The sequence below is a fragment of the Chryseobacterium oranimense genome (genome assembly GCF_900129755.1).
In the GTDB taxonomy this organism is placed as follows: Bacteria; Bacteroidota; Bacteroidia; order Flavobacteriales; family Weeksellaceae; genus Chryseobacterium; species Chryseobacterium oranimense.
In genome coordinates this window covers 785,252-806,500 of record NZ_FQWT01000002.1, presented here as the reverse complement: position 1 = coordinate 806,500, position 21,249 = coordinate 785,252, and the positions used below count along the sequence as shown (strand labels likewise).

Genomic DNA, 21,249 nt, shown 5'->3' with positions numbered 1-21,249 from the left:
ATACATTTTACAAAATACATTAATACAAAAAGAATGAAGATTTTAGAAACATATCAAAATTATTACTTCGTAGGAATCGGAGGTATCGGAATGAGTGCTTTGGCACGCTATTTCAATGCTTCCGGTAAAAAAGTGCTGGGTTATGACAAAACCAACACCAAGCTTACAGAACAGTTAATGAAAGAAGGAATTGATATTGTTTTTGAAGACCTCATTGATGAAAGAATAACCCGTCTTCAAAAAGAAGATACCTTGGTAATTTATACCCCTGCTATTAAAACATTAGGAATTCTGGATTACTTCAATCAGAACCAGTTTGAAGTTCTGAAACGTGCTAAAGTTTTAGGCCTGATTACAGAAAATACGGATTGTATTGCCGTAGCAGGAACTCACGGAAAGACAACTACTTCCACTTTGGTTTCTCACCTTTGTAAAGAGGCAAACCTTCCGTTTTCATGCTTTTTAGGCGGTATTTCTGAAAATTTCAGATCCAACTTCCTGTATAACGGGACAAAATATTCCGTTGTGGAGGCAGATGAGTATGACAGAAGCTTCTTAAACCTTTCCCCGGACTGGGCGGTAGTAACTTCTACCGATGCAGACCATCTGGATATTTATGGTGACAAGAGCCATATTGAAGAAGGTTTCAAGCAGTTTGCTGCACTGGTTCCTGATGATAAGCAGTTATTTGTAAGAAAAGGCCTGGATATCGGCAGAGATCATAAAACCTATGCCGTAAACGAGGCAGCAGACTATTATTCGGATAACCTGCGTATGGATCATGATAAGATTTACTTTGATTTCCATACCCCGTATGAAACCGTAAAAGATTTTGTGTGGGAAATTCCGGGAATTCATAATGTCGAAAACGCTACTGCGGCACTGGCCATCCTCCATAATTTAGGCGTAGATTTTGAAACCCTGAAAAAAGCTATTGCCAATTTTAAAGGAATTAAAAGAAGATATACCAAACATATTTATCCGAACGGTAAGATTTATATTGATGATTATGCCCACCACCCTACAGAAATCAATGCGGTTGTGAGCTCCATCAAAACCTTTTACCCGGATAAAAAACTTCTGGTAGTCTTTCAGCCGCATCTTTTCAGCAGAACAAGAGATTTTGCAGATGGTTTTGCCGAAAGTTTAAGCAAGGCAGACGAGCTGATCCTTCTTGACATTTACCCTGCAAGGGAACTTCAGGAAAACTTTGAAGGAATTACTTCCGGCTGGCTGCTCGAAAAAGTGAATTTAGATAAAAAAGAAAAATCGGACCTGTCCGGTGCTTTCGAAAAAATAAAAGAAAAAGATTTTGACATCCTCCTCACCGTAGGCGCAGGAAACATTGATACCCTGTACGACCCTCTTTGTGAATGGATTGAGAAAAATTAAAATAATTATTACAAAAAACGGAACAGAAAACACGGAACACGGAACTCAACTATGAAAAATAAATACAGAATATTAAAAATTGCTGTCACAGTGATCATCTTAGGATTACTGCTGAGTTTCTCATTGAAGAGATTCAGCGGCCAGAAGATTACGGACAATAAGATTTCTGTAAAAATGAATGAGAAAACCCCGGTATACTTCATTGATGAAAAAGATATCCGTGAAATTGTAAAAAAAGAAAACCCTTCCGGAAAAGTCGGAGATCTGAATATTCCGGTGCTTGAAAAGAAAATTAATGCACTTCCCGCTGTAGACAGTGCCAATGTCTACTTAAACCTGAATGGGAAACTGTATCTGGACATCACACAGAGAGTCCCTGTTTTCAGGCTAAATAAAGAAGGAAGAGATTTTTATGTAGATGAAAAAGGAACCGAGTTTCCTATTTCAAAAACCTACTCCCATCCCTGCATGCTGGTAACAGGAAATGTAAAGCCGGATGAGTACAAAAAGCTGGCTGAGCTGGTTGAAAAGATTGATAAAGATGATTTCAGCAAAAAATTCTTTATCGGAATCTCAAAAAGCAAAGATGATTACAACCTTCTGACCAGTGACGGAAATTATAAAGTGGAAATAGGAGATCTGGATAATATTGAATTTAAAGTGAAAGGCCTGAAAACCTTTGTGGAAAAATACCTTGTATTCCAGGATCCGCAAAAATACAGCATGGTGTCTGTAAAATATCAGAACCAGATTGTAACCACCTTAAATCCATATTTCAAAGAAAATGACAGTATTCTGAAAGCAGGAAACAAAGAACTGGCGAAAGCTCCGGTTCTTGCAGCCGTAAAAAAACCGGAAATACTGCCCAAAACGGCCGAAGCCCAAAAAACAAAAACAACTTCAGTAAAGCCGAAGGAAAAAATAAAACCAAAAGCGACAACCCAACCAAAGGAAACTAAAAAGACAGAGAAAAAGCCGGCCGGAACAAAGCCGAAAGCAAAAGTAAAAATAGAATAGAAAGAGTCCGGATGGACTAAAACATAAAATTGGACAAACCCGATTGTAAGAAAAAGTAGAAAAAAAAATCAAATCGACATAAAATGGAAAATCAAGAGTATTCAGTAGGTCTGGACATCGGAACAACAAAGATTGTTGCGATTGTCGGAAGGAGGAATGCACACGGGAAGATAGAAGTTCTCGGCGTTGGAAAGGCCAAAAGTCTTGGAGTTCATAAAGGCATTGTGAATAATATCTCACAAACCATCAATTCCATCAAGGCTGCCGTTTCTGAAGCACAGTCCAGCGCAGGAGTTCCCATCCGTAAAGTTACGGTAGGTATTGCAGGAAAACATATCCGTTCCCTTCAGCATTCCGACTATATCATGCGTGAGCATCCGGACAAATTTATTACAGACGACGACATCGAGGCGCTTAAAGATCAGGTAAAAAAACTGGTCATGCTCCCGGGAGAAGAAATTATCCATGTTCTTCCTCAGGAATATAAAGTGGATTCCGAAGGTGAAATTCAGGAGCCTGTAGGAATGCACGGTAAACGTCTGGAGGCCAATTTCCATGTGGTAGTAGGACAAATGGGCAGCATCCGGAACATCGCAAGGTGTGTAAGAGAAGCCGGCCTTGAAATGGAAGCCCTTACCTTGGAACCTTTGGCATCTTCAGAAGCTGTTTTAACCAAAGAAGAAAAAGAAGCCGGCGTTGCTATTGTAGACATAGGCGGCGGTACTACAGATATTGCGATCTTCAAAGACAATATCATCCGTCATACCTGCGTAATTCCTTACGGAGGCGGTATTATTACGGAAGATATCAAAGAAGGCTGCTCAATTATTGAAAAACATGCAGAACAACTGAAAGTAAAATTCGGTTCTGCAGTTCCGGAGCTGGAAAAAGACAGTACATTTGTTACCATTCCCGGACTTCACGGAAGACCGGACAAGGAAATTTCCCTTAAAACCCTGGCACAGATTATCAACGCCAGAGTGGAGGAAATCCTGGAAATGGTAAATACAGAATTAAAAGCTTACGGAGCATTTGAACAAAAGAAAAAACTGATTGCCGGGATCGTTCTTACGGGAGGCGGATCCAATCTGAAGCATCTTCGTCAGCTGGCCAATTATACAACAGGTTTTGACAGCAGAATCGGTTTTGCCAACGAATATATTGCCAACGATAAAAACCAGTACCTGAAAGGCCCGGAATTTGCTACATCAATCGGCTTGCTGATGGAAAGTTTAAAGATCCGTGACAAAAAGCAGGGAGCCGAAGCAGAAGAAGTTGTTGAAGAACAACCAGCCAAAGCAGAAGCTGCTGTAACACAGACAGAAACAGTTCAGCCCGTTCAGCCGGCAGCCGTAGTTCAGGAGCAAACTATTGCCAGCGAGCAACAGGAAAACAGAAGAGCAAAACTGACTTTCGGGCAGTCGCTTATGGAAAAAGTTAAAAAATTCTTTGAAGAAGTAGAGTAAAATATAAATGATAGAAGATTATTGATAATTGATAAATAAAAAACAAACAGCATATTACTGCTCATCGCCATTTATCACTCATCAATTATCATTCATCAGTCATCAATTATAAAAAGCATAGTTATGGAAAACATAGATACACAAGGATTTTCATTTGATTTGCCAAAAGGAAATTCATCCATCATAAAAGTAATCGGTGTAGGTGGCGGTGGAAACAACGCTCTGAAGCACATGTACGAGAAAGGTATTTACGGAGTAGACTTCGTAATCTGTAATACCGATGCCCAAACTCTTGACAACAACCCTGTTGCCAATAAAGTACAGCTGGGGACAACCATCACAGAAGGTCTTGGTGCGGGAGCGGATCCCGAAGTAGGAGAAAAATCGGCTATCGAAAGCATCGAAGAGATCAAAGCAGCAATGGGCCAGAATACCAAAATGGTGTTCATCACTGCCGGAATGGGTGGTGGTACCGGTACCGGAGCAGCCCCTGTTATTGCCAAAGTGGCCAAAGATATGGGTATCCTTACAGTAGGTATCGTTACCGTTCCTTTCAGCTTTGAAGGGAAAAGAAGACTTGAGCAGGCAGAAAATGGTCTTGAAAAGCTAAGAAATAACGTTGATTCACTTATTGTGATCAATAATGATAAATTAAGACAGCAGTTCGGAAACCTTGGATTCAAGCAGGGATTCTCGAAAGCCGATGAAGTTTTAACCAATGCCGCAAAAGGCATGGCAGAGGTTATTACCGGTTACTTTGATGTAAACATTGACTTTAGAGATGCCAAATCCGTACTTCAGAACTCAGGTACTGCATTGATGTCTACCGGAATTGCTTCAGGTGAAAACAAAGCAGAAGAAGCCGTTAAAAAAGCCCTTGATTCCCCATTGTTGAATGACAATAAGATCACAGGAGCTAAGAACGTTCTTCTATTGATCAGAAGTGGTGCTGAAGAAGTGACCATGGATGAGATCGGGGTAATTATGGACCACATTCAGAAAGAAGCAGGAAATACGGCTGATATTATCTTCGGGGTAGGTGCTGATGAGGAATTGGGAGATTCTGTAAGCGTTCTTGTAATCGCTACCGGTTTTTCAAATGACAGCAAAAAATTTGCAGGTCCTACAGAAAAGATCAGAATCAGTCTTAACGACAGCCTTGAAACTCCGAAAGCATCCCCTTTTAAAACCAGAGAGGAAAGAGAAACCTCTTCTGAAACCACACGTGATTTCGGAGGAAAACATACTTTCAGACTGGATGATGAAGATAGTGATATCCCTCAGTTCGGGCTGAAGTCTTCCGAGAAAAAAATGATTATTGAGGAAGAAGAGATCAAAACAGAAATAAAATTCTTTGATAAAGAGGAGGATCAGCAAAACAATCCTGCTAACAGCTGGAGAAATGAAGAAGAGCAGCAGGAAGAATCTTACAGTCTTTTCTCTTACGATGAAGAAGGTGAAGATCCTAATGATCTGGAAATCGAATCTTTTAAATTTGATTTTGATGCCAAAAAAGACGAAACCCCGTCTACACCGGCAACCCGTGCTTTCTCAGATGAAAAACCGGTTGAATTCAGTTTCTTTGTCAATAATCAGCCATCATCCAATGAGCCTAAAACAGATTACGGACAGCCAAAAGCAGAATTTACTACATCTGCTGCAGTAACTGAAATTCCGGTTCAGGCAGCTGAAGCCATCTTCCAAACAAGACAGGAAGAGCCAAAAACTGAAACCAAACCGGCTGTTGAAGAAAAAAAAGAAACTGAAGCTCCAAAACCTGCAGAATCTGAATTCACCTTCGTGAATAAAGCAGTAGATCAGGAAAGAATTCTGGAGAGAAGAAATAAATTAAAAGAGTTCAACTCACGCTATCAGAGTTTTGACAGTACAAGTGAATTCGAGTCTGTACCGGCTTTTAAAAGAAAAAATATTTCTATTGACGGAACCAATGCATCAGATCAGAACATCAACACCTATCTGTCTGACAATAATGGGTCTATGCAGGTAAGAGAAAACAGATTTTTAAATAAAGACGTCGACTAAATTGCTATAAGCAATAAGCAGTAAGCTGCAGGCTTATCTTATCAGGAAGCCAGTTTAAAGCCTACTGCTTATTGCCTAAAGCTTAAAGCAAAAAAAATGAGTTTAGAAAATACTATAAGTGAAGCTATTAAAACAGCGATGAGGGAGAAAGACAGAGTTGCTCTGGATTCTCTGAGAGCTGTAAAAGCACAAATTTTACTTTTACAAACGGAAGCGAGAGGCGCTGAAGTTACTCCCGAGCAGGAAATTGCCATTCTGCAGAGAATGATCAAGCAACGTAAAGATTCTTTCGAACAGTTTTCAGCACAGGGAAGAAATGACCTTGCAGAAGTGGAGGAAGCTCAAATGAAAATAATTGAGAAATTCTTGCCCAAACAACTCACTCCGGAAGAACTGGAAGCAGAAATCAGGAATATTATTTCTCAGACCGGAGCTGAGTCTGCCAAAGACTTAGGAAAGGTAATGGGAGCTGCTTCAAAAGCTTTAGCAGGAAAGTCAGACGGGAAAAGTATTTCCGAAATGGCTAAAAAGCTTCTTTCATAAATACAGGAAAGGCGGTCTGGGATCCGGGATATATAACCTCGGAACACAAAACACGGACCCAAAAACAGGATATCCAACCTTTGCATATCGATTTGATTAAAGAATCCGGGAACGCTGGCGTTCCCGGATTCATTTTTGGATATTCATAATTATTAATTCAGCTTGTCACTATTTAAAACTGAATGAGAGCATCTGCTTTAACTGCTGAAAAATCAGGTTGTGTTAAATAATTTGACTGCTCGAGGGAAAGCGGTAAATGTTTTTTTCATGGTCAGTTGTTTTAGAATCATTTCAAATTTAATAAATATTTATCATTATTCATAGTTTTATTTCATGTTTTTTTAGATATTATTGAAATATTAATATTGTATTAATTTTTTATGACTAAAGCGTTGATAGTTTTTATATATTGAACAAACGCAAAGAATTGTTTAACTTTGTAGTGATAAAAACAAAATATATGTATCCAACAGATTTGGTAATGCCTATGAAGGCAGAACTTACAGATAAAGGTTTCGAAGATTTAACAACTCCTGCGCAGGTAGAAGAGGCTTTAAAACAGTCCGGAACTACCCTTCTGGTTATTAATTCAGTATGCGGATGTGCAGCCGGAGCAGCAAGACCCGGAGTTGTATATTCTCTTACAGGGGACAAAAAGCCTGATCATTTAACAACTGTTTTTGCAGGATTCGATACAGAAGCCGTAGCAGAAGCAAGAAAACACCTGGCCCCATTCCCGCCAAGCTCACCATGTGTAGCTCTTTTCAAGGACGGAGAACTGGTTCATATGCTTGAAAGACACCATATTGAAGGAAATCCTGCGGGAGCTATTGCAGCAAATCTTCAGGCTGCCTTTGATGAGTATTGTTAAGAAACAATAAGTTTAAATATAAAACCGTTACATAATTTGTAGCGGTTTTTTTATTTAACACGATAAAAATTCTCTGAAAATCCAAATATTATTATATTTGTTGGAATGGCAACAAAGGCACTTTTCAATACGGTCGTTAACTGGTTCATCCGTCAAAGGATAGATCAGATTCAGAATTTCATGGATCATCCTATTGAAACCCAGAAAGGTATACTCTTTTCGCAGCTTTTTCATGCTGAAGATACTGAATACGGCAAAGCATACGGTTTCAATTCCATTTCCAGCTATCAGGACTTTAAAAACAAGGTTCCGATCGTTACTTATGAAGATTTTGAACCTTTTATTGAAAAAGCCAGACAAGGGCACAAGGATGTAAGCTGGCCCGGCTACATCAAGCATTTTGCAAAATCATCGGGAACCACAAACGCGAAAAGCAAATTCATCCCGATCTCTACGGAAAGCCTTGAATACTGCCACATGAAGGCGGGAAAGGACATGGTTTCCATCTACGCCAACAATCATCCGGAAAACCAACTCTTCACGAATAAAAACCTTCGATTAGGAGGCAGCTCTGAACTTCATGCCGATTTTAACACCAAATTCGGGGATCTTTCGGCAATTTTAATAGACAATCTTCCGTTCTGGGTAGAAATTACTACAACACCCAGTAAAAAAGTCTCCCTGATGTCCGAATGGGAAAGTAAGCTCAAAGCCATCACTTCAGAAGTAAAAAATGAAGACGTAGGAAGTATCCTCGGAGTACCTAGCTGGATGATGGTTCTTCTTCAGAGGGTTCTAAAGGAAACCGGAAGCGGAAGTATTTCTGAGCTCTGGCCTAATTTAGAGGTCTTTTTTCACGGCGGAATCAGTTTTAAGCCCTATAGGGAACAATACAGACAGATCATCGGAAAAAAGATCAATTACTACGAAATTTACAATGCTTCCGAAGGCTTCTTCGGGATACAGGACCGCTCGGATAGCGACGAAATGCTTCTGATGCTGGATTATGGTATTTTTTATGAATTCATTCCGATGGATCAGTTCCATTTCTCCAATCCGAAGGTCATAAACCTGGAAGATGTTGAAGTGGGGAAAAACTATGCAATGGTGATCACCACCAACGGCGGGTTATGGAGATATCTGATCGGAGATACTGTTGTTTTTACCTCAACCAATCCTTTCAGAATAAAGATTACGGGAAGAACCAAACATTACATCAATGCGTTTGGCGAAGAGCTTATGATTACCAACGTAGAATCTGCTCTTTCTAAGGCCTGTGAAATGACAGGAGCAAGCATTACTGACTTTACCGGAGCTCCTGTTTTCATGAAAGAGAATGAAAGTGGAGCCCACGAATGGATCTTTGAATTCAGCCGGTATCCGGATGACCTTGAACGCTTTACCGACGCCTTTGACCGTCATTTGAAAACAATAAATTCCGATTACGAGGCAAAAAGGTACAATAACCTGACCCTTAAAAGGCCGATCGTACATATTGCCAAACCACGATTATTCTATCGATGGCTGGAATCCAAAGGTAAACTCGGCGGACAGAATAAAGTTCCCAGACTGAGCAATGACAGGGAATATATTGACCCTTTGCTGGAACTTAACAAGGCTGGTTCAGAAAGAGAGTCAGAAGTGGGAAGATAGAAGATATTTGATACTAAAACCCAATTTCCCCATCAACTCAACAACCGCATCCATTAAAAATGCATAAAAAACGCAGCTGGAATTCCAGCTGCGTTCATATATTTTAGTATTTCACTACTTACTTAAATCCTCCTTCAGTTTTTTGGCTCCTTCTTCTACTTTTGAAGCCCCTTTTGCTGCGGCATCTTTAACATCTTTGCTCACCTCCTGAGCTCCTTTTTTAATGTCACTGCCTACTTTATTGGCTCCTTCCTTAATATCGCTTCCTGCTTTATTAATGCCTTCTTTCGTTTTCTGTGCAGCATCATCTATTTTGTTTCCTGCAGCATCAACTTTGGCTTTTACATCTTCTTTTGCCTTATCTATCTTAGCAGTATCTACGGATACAGCCGGAGATTCTGAAACTGTAGTGGTCGTCGTTGTTAAGGATCCGTCAGCATTTTCAACCTGCTCTGTTTTAGTCGTTGATTTTGTACACGATACAGCAAATAGCGCTATGGCAGCAGCTGCGAAAATTTGTTTTTTCATATTGTAATTTTTTAAAAATGTTTTTCTGTTGATTTTATTCTGTTCCATTGGCCGGCGGAGCATCAGAATTTTTCTGCTTTTTCTCTGCTTCCGTTTTTTTCTTTTCTTCTTCCTGCTTCTTTTTGTTTTCTTTTTCAAGCTCTTCTTTCAGCTTCTGCTCTTCTTTCTGAAGTTTTAAAGCTTCTTTTACAGAATCCTGATATTTCTGGGAAGACATTCTGATCTGGCGCACAATATCTATTGATGTGGCACCAGCTGAAAATGAATCAATTGCTGCTGTATCATAGTGAACCTTCACATCCTGTTCATTTGCGAAACCGGGTGTTTCTTTCTTTGAACAGGCTGCCAATAACAGGGACACCATAAAAAGTGCAGACAGTAAATTTTTCATGGAACTAATTTAGCAGAAATTCTGCAATTACAGGATAATGATCCGATAATTTTACAGATTGGTCCACTTTATAGCTTAAAGGAATAATGGATTTGGAGGTAAAGATATAATCGATTCTTAATGGAACCTTATAATCATGAAAACTGGTGGAAGCTCCGTTTCCTACCGTAAGAAAGGCATCCTGAAGATCTTTTCCCAGGTTATAGTATTCATAAGAATTGGGAACAGAGTTAAAATCGCCTGCAAGAATTACCGGGTAAGGTGAGAAATCAATTACTTTTCTGATTTTTTTGATCTGGTCTTCATGAGCCTTAAAAGTAGGAGTCATATGAGAAAGCAGCGTGGCTATCTTTCCTCCCTCTTTTGCAAAACCGTCAAACTTCAGCATCGATTTATGAAGTCTGAATGGCTCCAGATATACATTGACCACTCTTATGATCTTTCCGTTGATATCTATATCCGCGTAAAAGGAATTCCCTCTTGCCTCGTCTTCAATCAGAGATTCCTGTCTTAAAATGGTATGCTTGGTTTTTAAAATGACGGATGGATATTTAATCATATCCTTTCTTATAGCGCGATTGGTATCTTTTTCCTGAACAAGAATGATATCTGCATTCTGGTCTGTGATATATTTTTTTACTTTGTCCCAACCGAAATCACCGTATTTTACATTAAAAGTAAGAACTTTAATATCTCTGATCGATTTTAAATTTTCTGTTTTGGGGGAAAAATTAACCCAGCGTCTTACGGGATTATAAAAAAGAAGCGCTCCAAGTGCAAAAGCAATGGCAACTTTTTTTCTTTTGATTACCCAGACAAAAGTGAGCAGAATGTAAACGATAATAAGATATGGGAAGCCCAGAGACAGCAGGTTAAGGGCACCTAAGAAGTTAGGTGGTATCCATGCATTACCCAGTGTGCATAGCAGCAACACGGCAACAACGATATGTATAAATAGCAGTAATTGACTCAGCTTCATGGAATACAGACTTGGGTACTCTATTCCATTCATCAAAAACCCTACCAAGCGGAAATATTTTAACTAATTTTATGATAATTAGTTATTTATTGAAAATGTTCCGATGACAGGATAGTGATCAGAAAGCTTTATAGTACGGTCAACTTCATAGCTAACCGGCTGTATTGTTTTTGAAGTAAAAATATAATCAATCCTGATGGGAAATTTATAATCATGAAAGCTTGTCGCACTCCCTTTACCTGCTTTTACAAAAGCATCCTGAAGCCCATCCGACAAATGATAATATTCATAGGAATTGGGAACGGAATTCAGGTCTCCCATCACAATGACAGGATAAGGTGAGTTTTCAATTCCTTCTTTAATACTTCGTATCTGATCCTGATGCTTCTTAAATACAGGGATAAGCCTTTTAACAATATTCTTGAGTTTTTGCTCATCTTCTTCTTTTACCCCGTCCATTTTTATCATTCCTTTTTCAAATTTGAACGGTTCCAGATAAATATTGATAAAACGGTATACCTTTCCCTTGATTTCAATATCCGCCTGAGAAGCATAGGCATTATTGCTATCATAATTACTATCAATAAGCTCTTTGGAGTTGATAATTTTATGTTTTGTAAAAACCTTGGTAATCCCATTCTTATCAATAACCTGCATTCCTTTTACAGAAACTTTTTTTCCGGTTTCCTGCAGCATTATCACATCAGCATTGGCATTTGTGAGATAATTCTCGATTTCAGAAGCTCCCATTAAACCGGCTTTAACATTAAAAGTGACTACCTTCAGATCTGCAGTTTCTTTTGCCCCGGAAGAAAAGTTCACCCATCTTTGCACGGGAACCATAAAGATAAGCCCGGCCAGCATAAATATAAAGGTTCTCTTTTTCAAGCTGAAAAGCCAGAAAATAGTGAATAGTATATAGATGACAATAAATACGGGAAACCCTAAGGAAAGCAGGTTGAACCACGGAAATATTTTAGGCGGAACATATGCATTCAGTAAAGTGCCCAACAAGAGGAAAAAAACACCAACATGCAGGATTAATATGACAAGACGGAAAACTTTCACAGAATTTTTAATTGAATCGATACAGATGTTTTCTCCAGATCCTTGCAAGAATCCAGCCAACTAATGCTCCTCCAACGTGAGCCAGATGGGCAATACCTCCTCCGTTTCCTGAAACTCCCAGGTATATGGAAACTAGAATAACGATAGGCATAAGGTATTTTACCTTCATAGGAACAGGGATAAACATCATCATGATTTTTGAATCCGGATAAAGAGTAGCAAAAGCAGCTACAACTCCGAAAATAGCTCCGGAAGCACCAACCATTGGCGTTGTCACAATATTTTTGACGTTTTCCAGCAAACCTCTTTGCGTGGCAATAGATTCTGCTGTTCCGGTAAACTCAACATTGGCACCCGATAAATAAGCATTAACATTAAACCCGAGCTGTTGCAACTCACGGGTAAACTGCTGAACTTCTATAAAATTCCATAAGTTGAAAAGGAAAAAAGCACCCAATCCACTTAAGAAATAGAGTATCAGATATTTTTTATCCCCCAAAGACTGCTCCAGAATGGGTCCAAAGCTGTATAGCGTCAGCATATTAAACAAAATATGCATAATACTTCCATGCATAAACATGTGTGTAATAACCTGCCATGAATGGAAAAACGGCGAAAAAGGATAAAAACCCGCAAGATATTCGATTGCCTTGCTTCCTAAAAAATAAGAGGCAACAAATACGATAACATTGATAATGATAAGGTTTCTGGTGATCGGCGGTATATTGTTGAACATTTATTTAAAATTTGTTTTTAAAGTCATTAAACGGAACTTCATAAAAGCATCTTTTGCCATCCGGTAAAAATTCCGGGAAGCCTAATGCTGTGAAGTCTTTGATCATCTGTTCCGCATCTTTTTTATAGATGAAATCAAATCTTGATTTGGACTGCATTTTATTCCACTGGTTGAGATAGAACTGCATAAATTCTTCTTCCGTTTTGTAATCCAGGATCTCAAAAAGGTTTTCCAGGAACTTCATCGCCTGGGTTTCTTTCAGTCCTTCCGGAAGTGCATCTATTCTCAGTACGCTTTCATGTGCAATTTTCATGTCAAACCCGAGTTCAGGAAGAAATTTTTTGAAAGAATTGTATTTATTCTTTTCTATTTCGTTCATGTGATACTCTAAAGAAAACAGCAACGTATGGCTGTTTGGGTTAATGTTGGGTTTCTTGGACGTTTTATTATTCTCGGAAACAACCAGCCTGTGCATTCTTCCAAGGTCCAGCATCAGGGTAACGTCGCCTTTATTGAACAGCCAGTAACCGTTCGGCAGCCTCATCAGGTCTTCGTCAAAATCTTCGTCTTCAAATAAATTGATTTTTGAGGGTTCTGCTGTAATATTAATATTCTGATGGTACATTTCCGTAAGATTCTGAATCTCTTCGGGACGTACATTTCTTTCTTCAATAAATGGATTGTAGTCTTTATCTACGATAATTTCCGGCATCTTGATCACTCCTCCGCTGCTGTTTCCTTTGCTTGGGAAAGGTTTATTCATCATAGCATCCATTTCAGGATCCTTATCAAAATCAAGGCTTGGAGAAACGTTATAAATTCCCAGAGATCTTTTGATGGTGGAACGAAGAAGGGCGAAAATCAGGTGCTCATCTTCAAATTTCACTTCCGTTTTCTGGGGATGAATATTCACATCTATTTTTTCAGGATCTAATTCAAGATAAAGGAAAAATGTAGGAACATAACCCGGTAAAAGCAATCCTTCGAAAGCTTCCTGAACGGCTTTATTAAAATACGGACTTTTGAAATACCTTCCGTTCACGAAAAGAAACTGTTCTCCCCTGGATTTTTTAGCCCCTTCCGGTTTTGCAACGAATCCGTGAAGCTTACACCAGATGATGTCTTCTTTAATCGGGATCAGCTGTGGCTGCAGTTTACGTCCGAAAACATCCACTATACGCTGCATCTGGCTGCCTTTTCTTAATCTGAAAACGGCTTCATCATCATGAAATAAGGAAAATTCCAGGTTTTCATGAGCTAATGCAACGCGCTGGAATTCATCAATAACATGTCTGAATTCAACATTATTATTTTTAAGGAATTTTCTTCGGGCAGGAACGTTGTAAAATAAATTTTTTACCAGGAAATTGGATCCGTCGGCAGTCTGTATCGGGTCCTGGAACTGAAATACCCCGCCTTCAATGTAAATATTGGTTCCGATTTTGGCATCATTCTGTTTTGTTCTCAGTTCAACCTGGGAAACAGCAGCAATAGAAGCCAGTGCTTCCCCACGAAATCCTTTTGTGGCAATCTTGAAAATATCTTCTGTTGCTTTGATCTTTGACGTAGCATGCCTTTCAAACGCCATCCGGGCATCTGTTTCAGACATTCCTTTGCCATCATCCACCACCTGGATTAGGTTTTTTCCGGCATCCCTGATAATCAATTCTATCTTGGACGCGCCCGCATCGATAGCATTTTCCAAAAGTTCCTTCACAATGGACGCAGGTCTCTGCACCACTTCTCCTGCCGCAATTTGGTTGGCTACATGATCCGGTAAAAGCTGAATAATATCTGACATAAAACGTATAATCAACTTACAAAAATAGGCAATGGAAACCGGAATTAAAACATTAAAACCGTGAATTAAAATTTAATTATCAACATTTTAATCACATTTCCTGATCCCGTATGGTTTCTATGCTTTTACAAAGTTGGGGAATGACGGAGTAAATAAGGTTGGTGTTTTTTAATGCAAAGTTTTATTTTAAGGCTGATGATTTAGAGAAGAGCAAAGGATATGGAAAGCCGCTGATTAAGCGGAAGGGTTTACATTCGCTTAATCTGATGAATCAGAGATTGACCATTACTTTTTAAACTTAAAACTAAGCGTTTTCAAAAATAAAGCTTTTCGTTAAAAAATTTAGACTATTCTCTTGGCAAATTACTTCAGATTTTGCTTTAAATTGAATAAAAAACACCCCTTTTCATCATAAAAAGGAGTGCTTCACAGCTAGTTTACACAAAAATAATATTGATATTTATTTATTTTATTCATCAAAGACAAGTGTTCTTTTTTCTTTCCTTTTGGGGATCCCGTGAACTTTATCATACAAATAAGCCAGTACATTGGGTTTTTTATAAATTTTGCTGTAGCGGTATTTGGTATTGAAGTGCCTGATATGGATTTTATAGGCATCATACCCGATCACAATTAAAAGACACAGACTGATCACATAAAATACCCTGAATTCAAGATAATAATAGGTAAGTCCCGAGAAAACAGCACCTAAAACATAAGCCGCCATAATGCTCATAAGCAGTTTTGCTCTTCCTATCAGCTCACCGTTTTTCCTGTATTTTTTCTGGGTAAACATGGAAAACAGAATTCCGAGATCGGTGGTGGTACCCGTAAGGTGGGTCGTTTTCACCGAGAAATTGGAGATACTTGCCGTAAGACCGTTCTGAAGTCCTGTTGCAAAAAGCATTAGCGCAACCAGATATTCTGTTTCCTCCAATGTTTTCTGATAATAAAACTGTCCGTAAATCCCCACGAAAAGCAAACATATGATTTCCAGCACAATCGGCATCGCATGGGCAAAGTATTTACTTTTCTTATTAAAGTTGATAACAATAAAGTTGGACAAAAAACTTCCGAAGAAGAACAGAAAGATCCAGGCTCCAACCACAGCTACCTGCGTCCAGTTACCCTTGCTGATTTCCGCAGCCAAGATGGCATAATGTCCCGTTACGTTTGACGTGAAGGAGAGAAATATTAACAGAGAGGCAATATTTATAGTACCTGCAGTAAATGCAGTCAGCGTCCCCAATCTGATATTGTCTCCCAACGTTCGGCTGTTACTATAATTTCTTAACATTTTTTTATTCTTTTATATTGTGTTTATTTATTTTTTAGACCTCAACAAAGACCTCAGCCAGTCTTCCTCTTTCCGGAAGTCTTTCAGGAATTTCCACTTTAATTTCCTGAACCTTAATATCTTTGCATTTTCTGATGTAAGGAGCGATATCGAACTTTCCTTTTCCTTTACTCTTAATGGACGGAGAATAATATGCTTCCTCAATATTTTCCGCTTTCACATAATGGTTGAATGTTCTCTGAAAGCTTCCTGTGAAAATATCGCAGACGATCTTATTGACCAGATGAGGATATTTATTTTTAATAATCCCATAAGCATCACAAAATTCCTGCGGCCTGATCTTATTAAAAATGGTATTTTTTGTATTGAACAGAAGGTCCCTGATAGAATCTCCCGGCTCATATCCTGAAACCAAAAGAATATTATACTGATCCTGGTCTTCCGATGCGTCTTTCTCTTTCAGTACTTTTTTTAATATGTTCAGTGACTCAAGAGAGTAATCTGTGGCGATTAAAATGGTTTTGGTCATATCTTTTAGATTTAGGTTTGTGTTATCTTATTTTGATGTTACAAAACTAAAACGGCAAGATTAGAAGTCTTTTGGAACGGAATTAAAATGTGATTAAAGAGATTAAAATGAGATTAGAATATTGGTAAGAGAAATTAATACAGGTCGAAAAGACGAAATCGTGAAGGGGTAAAATGGCGAAGAAAGCTAAGATGGCTGATATAAATGTTTTGTTGAGACTGAAAGCAAACTTGCTTTTAAACTTCTTCCGGCCGCATACTGTAGAAATTCGGAAAGCGCATCTGTACGGTGGTTCCTTCATTTTCGTGAGAACTTACGATAAGTTCGCCCCGGTGCATTCTTACGATATTTCTAGCCAACGGAAGCCCTATTCCGTAACCTTCATAGTTTTTGGTATTGGAAGCTCTGAAGAACGGGTCGTAGATCTTATTCATCTCAACTTCCGGAATCCCGATCCCGAAATCTTTAACAATGATATAAACATCTGTATCTGTGGCACCCAGCGAAACTTTTACCTGCTGGAAATTAGAATATTTACACCCGTTACTGATAATATTGGCGACCGCGAGATGCAGCAGCTGTTCATTCCCTTGTACTTTTAATTTTTTAGGATTGTCAGGGAGCATGCTGATATCCAGATAGATATTGTTCCTGGAATCAATTTTCCTGAGGGTTTCTATGACATCCCAAAGCAGCTGGTCGATCCTTACTTTATCCATTTTCTGGATCTTTCCATCGAAACCGGTCTGGGCGATCATTAATAATGCTTTGATCTTTTTATCAAGTTTTTCTGCTTCGTCGAGGATAATTTCTAAGGTTTCCTTGTATTCATCGGCAGTCCTGTTGATAGAAAGGGCAACATCCGCTTCACCCATAATGGATGTGAGGGGTGTTCTCAGCTCATGGGAAACGTTTCCGATCAGATGGTTTTGGGTTTCAAATGAGGTTTCTATACGGTTCAGCATTCCATTGAAGGTATCTACAAGCTCATTCAATTCTTTATTGTCCGGTTGTGGCTCCAGTCTGAGGTGGAGGTTTTCGGAACTGATCTCTTTTACTTTACCGGTAATTTTTAAGATCGGTTTGAATAAAGTTTTAGACAAATAAAAAGAAAAGATCATACTGAAGAACAGGGAAAGTACAATGCAGGTGATCAGCGTTCTTTTTAAAAACCCAAGATAGTAGATCACATAATGGTTTTTAGCAGAAGCAATGGCAATATAGTCCTTGTTCTCATACCTGAAGGTCTGTCCGATGTAGTAAAACTCTTTGTCATTATAATTGGCCTCCCCTTTTTTAACGATGCTTTTGAAAAAATAGTCGGGAATATGAACTTCCTGAGAGATTTTTCTGAAATTGGAATCCGTAGGAACCGCAAACACATAGTCCCTTTCCATAGGAAGCTCCTCATCATTCAGACTGTTGAGGATATAGTTTTCGGGAAGGTCAAGATGATCTTTGCTTTTCTCGATCTGAACAATGGTTGCCGTACGGATTTTTAACAGCTCATAAAATCTCTGGTGCGAAAAGTTGACAATTGAAAAGTAAACCAAACCACTGAACAACAGAATGATGGCAGTAAATACCAACATTAAGAGCACCATTGTTTTGGTCTGATTTGTGACAACTTTTTTAGACATTCATTAAGGTTTTTTCAGCACATATCCCATACCTATTACAGTGTGGATCAGTTTATTATCATCCTGGTTATCCAGCTTCTTCCTTAAATAATTCACATAAACGTCTACCACATTCGTTCCCAGTTCATAGTTTACCCCCCAGACTGCATCCAGGATTTCAGCTCTGGAAATTACTTTTTCAGGATTATTCAGGAAGTAAAGCAGCAGCTTGTATTCTGTAGAGGTTAAAGAAATTTCTTCTCCGGCACGGGTCACTTTCTTTGTATAATCATTAACGACCAGATCTGAAAACTGGAAGACATATTCATTATCAGGCTCAGGTTCAGCAATTTCCTGAGGGCTTACCCCATTACTTCTTCTTAATAATGATTTCACACGGGCAACAAGCTCAATGAATTTAAATGGCTTTACGAGATAATCATCACCTCCGCTTTCCAGACCCAGCACTATATTTTCGGAAGTTCCCAAAGCTGTTAAAAACAGGATAGGAACATGCTGATTGGTTTTCCTGATTTCTTTGCAGACGTCCAGACCATTCATTTCCGGAAGCATAATATCCAGAATCACCATATCGAAATCGTTTGCCTGTACCAGCTGTACCCCTGTACGGCCGTCAAAAGCAACGGAAACTTCGTACCCGTTTTCCTGAAGCCCTTTCTTTATAAAAGATACAACACTGGTTTCGTCTTCGATGAGGATAATCTTTTTCATTGAAATAAGGAATTTCACAAAAATAGGGAAAAAGAGTGAATAGGAGAAAAGGAGAACTATTAAAGGACAAAAAGGCGAAATGGCAAAGGGATGAGGGTTCCCTGCGGCTGGTGACTTCTATCATAATAAGATACCGGCACGGACATTTTATCCGATACCGATATCTTTGATATATTTTTATTTAAATATTGAATTCCAGAAGCATCTGGGTATCACAGCGGTCATAGACGGAATCTGATACAGGCATATGCTTAAAGCCAAGTTTCTCATACAGTTTAATGGCAGGCACCAGGATGGAGTTGGTCTCCAGGAAAACACTTTCCGCTCCTAACTCTTTGGCTTTTTCTATTAAAGCCTTTCCTACCAGATAACCGATTTTCTTTCCCTGTGCTTCAGGACTTACCGCCATTTTTGACAATTCAAATTTAAGCGGCTGGTCTGATATTTTTACTAATGCACAGGTTCCCAACGGTTTATTATTTAATAAGGCAAAAACAATATGTCCATCTTTATTAATAATATGTTCTTCCGGATTATCCAATAATTTATAATCCCCCGCTTCCATTTTGAAAAAAGTTCTGATCCATTCTTCATTTAATGCTTTGAAAGCTTCTTTATACTGAGGATCATAACTTATAATTTTTACTTCATTATTTGTATCATTCATTGTTTATAAGGTTTAGTTAAATTCTCTTTTTTACCAGTTTTGCCAGTTTTTCAAGGTCACTTTCCACCCTGTCTGTCCATTCCAGTGCATAATTAAGACGCATACAGTTTTGATATTGGTTATATTGGGAAAACATTCGCCCCGGGGCAAAGGTTATTTTCTGGCTCATGGCTTCATCATAAAGATCTTCTGTGCATATTTTTTTATCCAGCTCCAGCCATAGCATAAAGCCTCCTTTAGGTTCCGAAACCTTTGTATTGTCCGGGAAATATTCTGACACTGATTTCTGAATCTGGAGATAATTCGCATACAGCTTTTTTCTGAACATTCTGAGGTGGTGATCATAACGGCCATGCTCAAGAAAATCTGCAATCACATCCGGGTAAAGAGACGGACTGCAAACGGTTTGAACCAGTTTCTGACGGATCACTTTTTCCTTGAATTTCCCGGGAGCAACCCAACCGACACGGTAGCCGGGAGCAAGGGTTTTGGAAACCGATCCTATCCACATCACAAGACCTGCCTCATCATAAAATTTACATGGTTTTGGTCTTTCCGCTCCGAAATACAGGTTTCCGTAAATATCATCCTCAATTAACGGAACATTATACTCTGTGATGAGCCTTACAAGCTCTTTTTTGTTTTCGTCCGGCATCTGGAAGCCCAGCGGATTATTGAAATTGGTCACGAAGCAGCATGCAGATAGTGTAGGCAAGACTTTTTTCAATGCTTCAAGGTCTACTCCATAAACAGGATGGGTAGGAATCTCCACCACCTTGAGTCCCAGCTGCTTGATCGCCTGAAGCACTCCAAAATAAACCGGACTTTCCACTGCAACGGAGTCCCCGGGCTTGGTAACCGCCATAAGACAGGTATATACCGCATTCATCGCTCCTGAAGTGATGACCAAGTCATCTTCCGAAATTTTCCCTTCCAGAACCATAGCCCATTTGGCAGACTCCCTGCGCAGATGCTCATTTCCCTGTACCGGCTCATAATCTGTGCCGCTGTCGTTCTTTCTTTTGATCACATTAATCATGGATTTCTTCAGCTTCGCCAAAGGGAGAAAGCTTTTTCCGGGAATGCCTAAGGCAAACTGGGTAACATCTGTTCCGTCGATAGTTCCAAATACCTTATCAATAAGATCTTCGGGGCAGTTTTTTCTTTCTGCCTGTTTCATTGGTGCCACAGAGGGCAATGCCAGCTTTCTCTGGGAGGTCTGACTTACAAAATAACCATATTTGGGGCGGGATTCTACAAGAGAACGGCTTTCCAGTTCCATATACGCCTGCTTAACAGTATTGAGACTTACGTTATAAAGCTTCTGGGCACTTCTGAGCGAAGGCAGTCTGTCCCCAAACTGCAGGGTATCACTTTTGATCTGTTCGGTGACCGATTTTGCTATTTTAAGATAGAGAGCATCTTTTGACATAAAGCCTGAGTTTTAAAGTAAATTTACAAATTCATTTCAGGTTTATCCTACGTTCAGCCAGGCGATCATTCTTTCGATACTGCTTTTCAGCTGATCCGCATTCCTGAAGTTTCCCGAATTATTCTGTTTAAAATAACGCTCTGCCCGAAGATTGAAATCCCTTTTTTCGGAATCTGAAAGTTCATTCTTCCCATATATGGTAAACGAGATTTCTCCTTTTCCATTAATAATAAGGCTTGCAAATCCTACTATCTGATTCTTTTTCTTCACCAAAAGAAAAGGAACGCCAAATTCTTTAGTAAGCTTGGAAGAATTCTGTACCTGCAGAAAAATATTTTTTAGGGATGGTATATCTGAAATATAAACCTCAGCATACTGAAGCTGCTGATAGTTACGAATAATTGTTTCCATAATATCCTGTTTTAGTATAACAAAGTTATAGGGTATCTATTTAAGGATACAGATACAGAAGTTAATATTATTTT

At 39.0% G+C, this 21,249-nt stretch carries 20 protein-coding genes; 7 read left to right on the top strand and 13 right to left on the bottom strand.

Annotation, left to right across the window (positions count from 1 at the left end):
* Positions 1-33 precede the first annotated feature (33 nt).
* The 7 genes from murC (at position 34) to BUB03_RS10135 (ending at position 8,985) form a co-directional block, all read left to right on the top strand.
* Positions 34-1,392, top strand: a complete 1,359-nt coding sequence (gene murC, locus BUB03_RS10165; RefSeq protein ID WP_073062565.1) for a UDP-N-acetylmuramate--L-alanine ligase — start codon at positions 34-36, stop codon at positions 1,390-1,392.
* 51 nt (positions 1,393-1,443) lie between these two features.
* The gene (locus tag BUB03_RS10160; protein WP_073062564.1) at positions 1,444-2,409 is read left to right on the top strand and encodes a cell division protein FtsQ/DivIB; all 966 of its coding nucleotides are present in this window, start codon (positions 1,444-1,446) and stop codon (positions 2,407-2,409) included.
* A gap of 83 nt (positions 2,410-2,492) precedes the next feature.
* On the top strand, positions 2,493-3,875 hold the full coding sequence (ftsA, locus tag BUB03_RS10155) for a cell division protein FtsA (RefSeq protein WP_073062561.1): 1,383 nt from the start codon (positions 2,493-2,495) through the stop codon (positions 3,873-3,875).
* 123 nt (positions 3,876-3,998) lie between these two features.
* Positions 3,999-5,918, top strand: a complete 1,920-nt coding sequence (gene ftsZ, locus BUB03_RS10150; RefSeq protein ID WP_073062558.1) for a cell division protein FtsZ — start codon at positions 3,999-4,001, stop codon at positions 5,916-5,918.
* 96 nt (positions 5,919-6,014) lie between these two features.
* A complete protein-coding gene (locus BUB03_RS10145; RefSeq protein ID WP_040992864.1) occupies positions 6,015-6,461 on the top strand; it encodes a GatB/YqeY domain-containing protein in 447 nt (148 codons plus the stop codon).
* 460 nt (positions 6,462-6,921) lie between these two features.
* Positions 6,922-7,332, top strand: a complete 411-nt coding sequence (locus tag BUB03_RS10140; protein ID WP_040992866.1) for a BrxA/BrxB family bacilliredoxin — start codon at positions 6,922-6,924, stop codon at positions 7,330-7,332.
* Positions 7,333-7,437: 105 nt separating this feature from the next.
* The gene (locus tag BUB03_RS10135; protein ID WP_073062555.1) at positions 7,438-8,985 is read left to right on the top strand and encodes a GH3 auxin-responsive promoter family protein; all 1,548 of its coding nucleotides are present in this window, start codon (positions 7,438-7,440) and stop codon (positions 8,983-8,985) included.
* A gap of 114 nt (positions 8,986-9,099) precedes the next feature.
* Here BUB03_RS10135 and BUB03_RS10130 read toward each other — a convergent pair whose 3' ends face one another.
* From BUB03_RS10130 to BUB03_RS10070, 13 genes are all read right to left on the bottom strand, one after another.
* A complete protein-coding gene (locus BUB03_RS10130) occupies positions 9,100-9,513 on the bottom strand; it encodes a hypothetical protein (protein WP_040992868.1) in 414 nt (137 codons plus the stop codon).
* Between the two features lie 34 nt (positions 9,514-9,547).
* Entirely contained in the window at positions 9,548-9,904 is a 357-nt protein-coding gene (locus tag BUB03_RS10125; RefSeq protein WP_073062552.1) for a hypothetical protein, read from the bottom strand.
* 4 nt (positions 9,905-9,908) lie between these two features.
* Positions 9,909-10,883 (bottom strand): endonuclease/exonuclease/phosphatase family protein, encoded by a 975-nt coding sequence (locus BUB03_RS10120; RefSeq protein WP_073062550.1) that lies wholly within the window; start codon positions 10,881-10,883, stop codon positions 9,909-9,911.
* A gap of 78 nt (positions 10,884-10,961) precedes the next feature.
* Positions 10,962-11,951 carry an endonuclease/exonuclease/phosphatase family protein gene (locus BUB03_RS10115; protein ID WP_073062791.1) on the bottom strand — a complete coding sequence of 330 codons (990 nt, stop codon included), beginning with the start codon at positions 11,949-11,951 and terminating at the stop codon, positions 10,962-10,964.
* A gap of 7 nt (positions 11,952-11,958) precedes the next feature.
* On the bottom strand, positions 11,959-12,687 hold the full coding sequence (locus tag BUB03_RS10110; RefSeq protein WP_073062548.1) for a rhomboid family intramembrane serine protease: 729 nt from the start codon (positions 12,685-12,687) through the stop codon (positions 11,959-11,961).
* 4 nt (positions 12,688-12,691) lie between these two features.
* Entirely contained in the window at positions 12,692-14,488 is a 1,797-nt protein-coding gene (gene mutL / locus BUB03_RS10105; protein ID WP_073062545.1) for a DNA mismatch repair endonuclease MutL, read from the bottom strand.
* A gap of 469 nt (positions 14,489-14,957) precedes the next feature.
* Positions 14,958-15,785, bottom strand: a complete 828-nt coding sequence (locus tag BUB03_RS10100; protein ID WP_040992878.1) for a YoaK family protein — start codon at positions 15,783-15,785, stop codon at positions 14,958-14,960.
* Between the two features lie 34 nt (positions 15,786-15,819).
* Positions 15,820-16,314 carry a hypothetical protein gene (locus BUB03_RS10095; RefSeq protein WP_073062543.1) on the bottom strand — a complete coding sequence of 165 codons (495 nt, stop codon included), beginning with the start codon at positions 16,312-16,314 and terminating at the stop codon, positions 15,820-15,822.
* Positions 16,315-16,550: 236 nt separating this feature from the next.
* Complete coding sequence (locus tag BUB03_RS10090; protein WP_073062541.1) at positions 16,551-17,954, bottom strand: sensor histidine kinase; 1,404 nt, start codon at positions 17,952-17,954, stop codon at positions 16,551-16,553.
* A gap of 3 nt (positions 17,955-17,957) precedes the next feature.
* Complete coding sequence (locus BUB03_RS10085) at positions 17,958-18,665, bottom strand: response regulator transcription factor (RefSeq protein WP_073062538.1); 708 nt, start codon at positions 18,663-18,665, stop codon at positions 17,958-17,960.
* Positions 18,666-18,846: 181 nt separating this feature from the next.
* Positions 18,847-19,332, bottom strand: a complete 486-nt coding sequence (locus BUB03_RS10080; RefSeq protein WP_073062535.1) for a GNAT family N-acetyltransferase — start codon at positions 19,330-19,332, stop codon at positions 18,847-18,849.
* Between the two features lie 16 nt (positions 19,333-19,348).
* Entirely contained in the window at positions 19,349-20,764 is a 1,416-nt protein-coding gene (locus BUB03_RS10075) for an aminotransferase-like domain-containing protein (RefSeq protein ID WP_040992890.1), read from the bottom strand.
* Positions 20,765-20,806: 42 nt separating this feature from the next.
* Positions 20,807-21,175, bottom strand: a complete 369-nt coding sequence (locus tag BUB03_RS10070; RefSeq protein ID WP_073062532.1) for a hypothetical protein — start codon at positions 21,173-21,175, stop codon at positions 20,807-20,809.
* Positions 21,176-21,249: the final 74 nt, after the last annotated feature.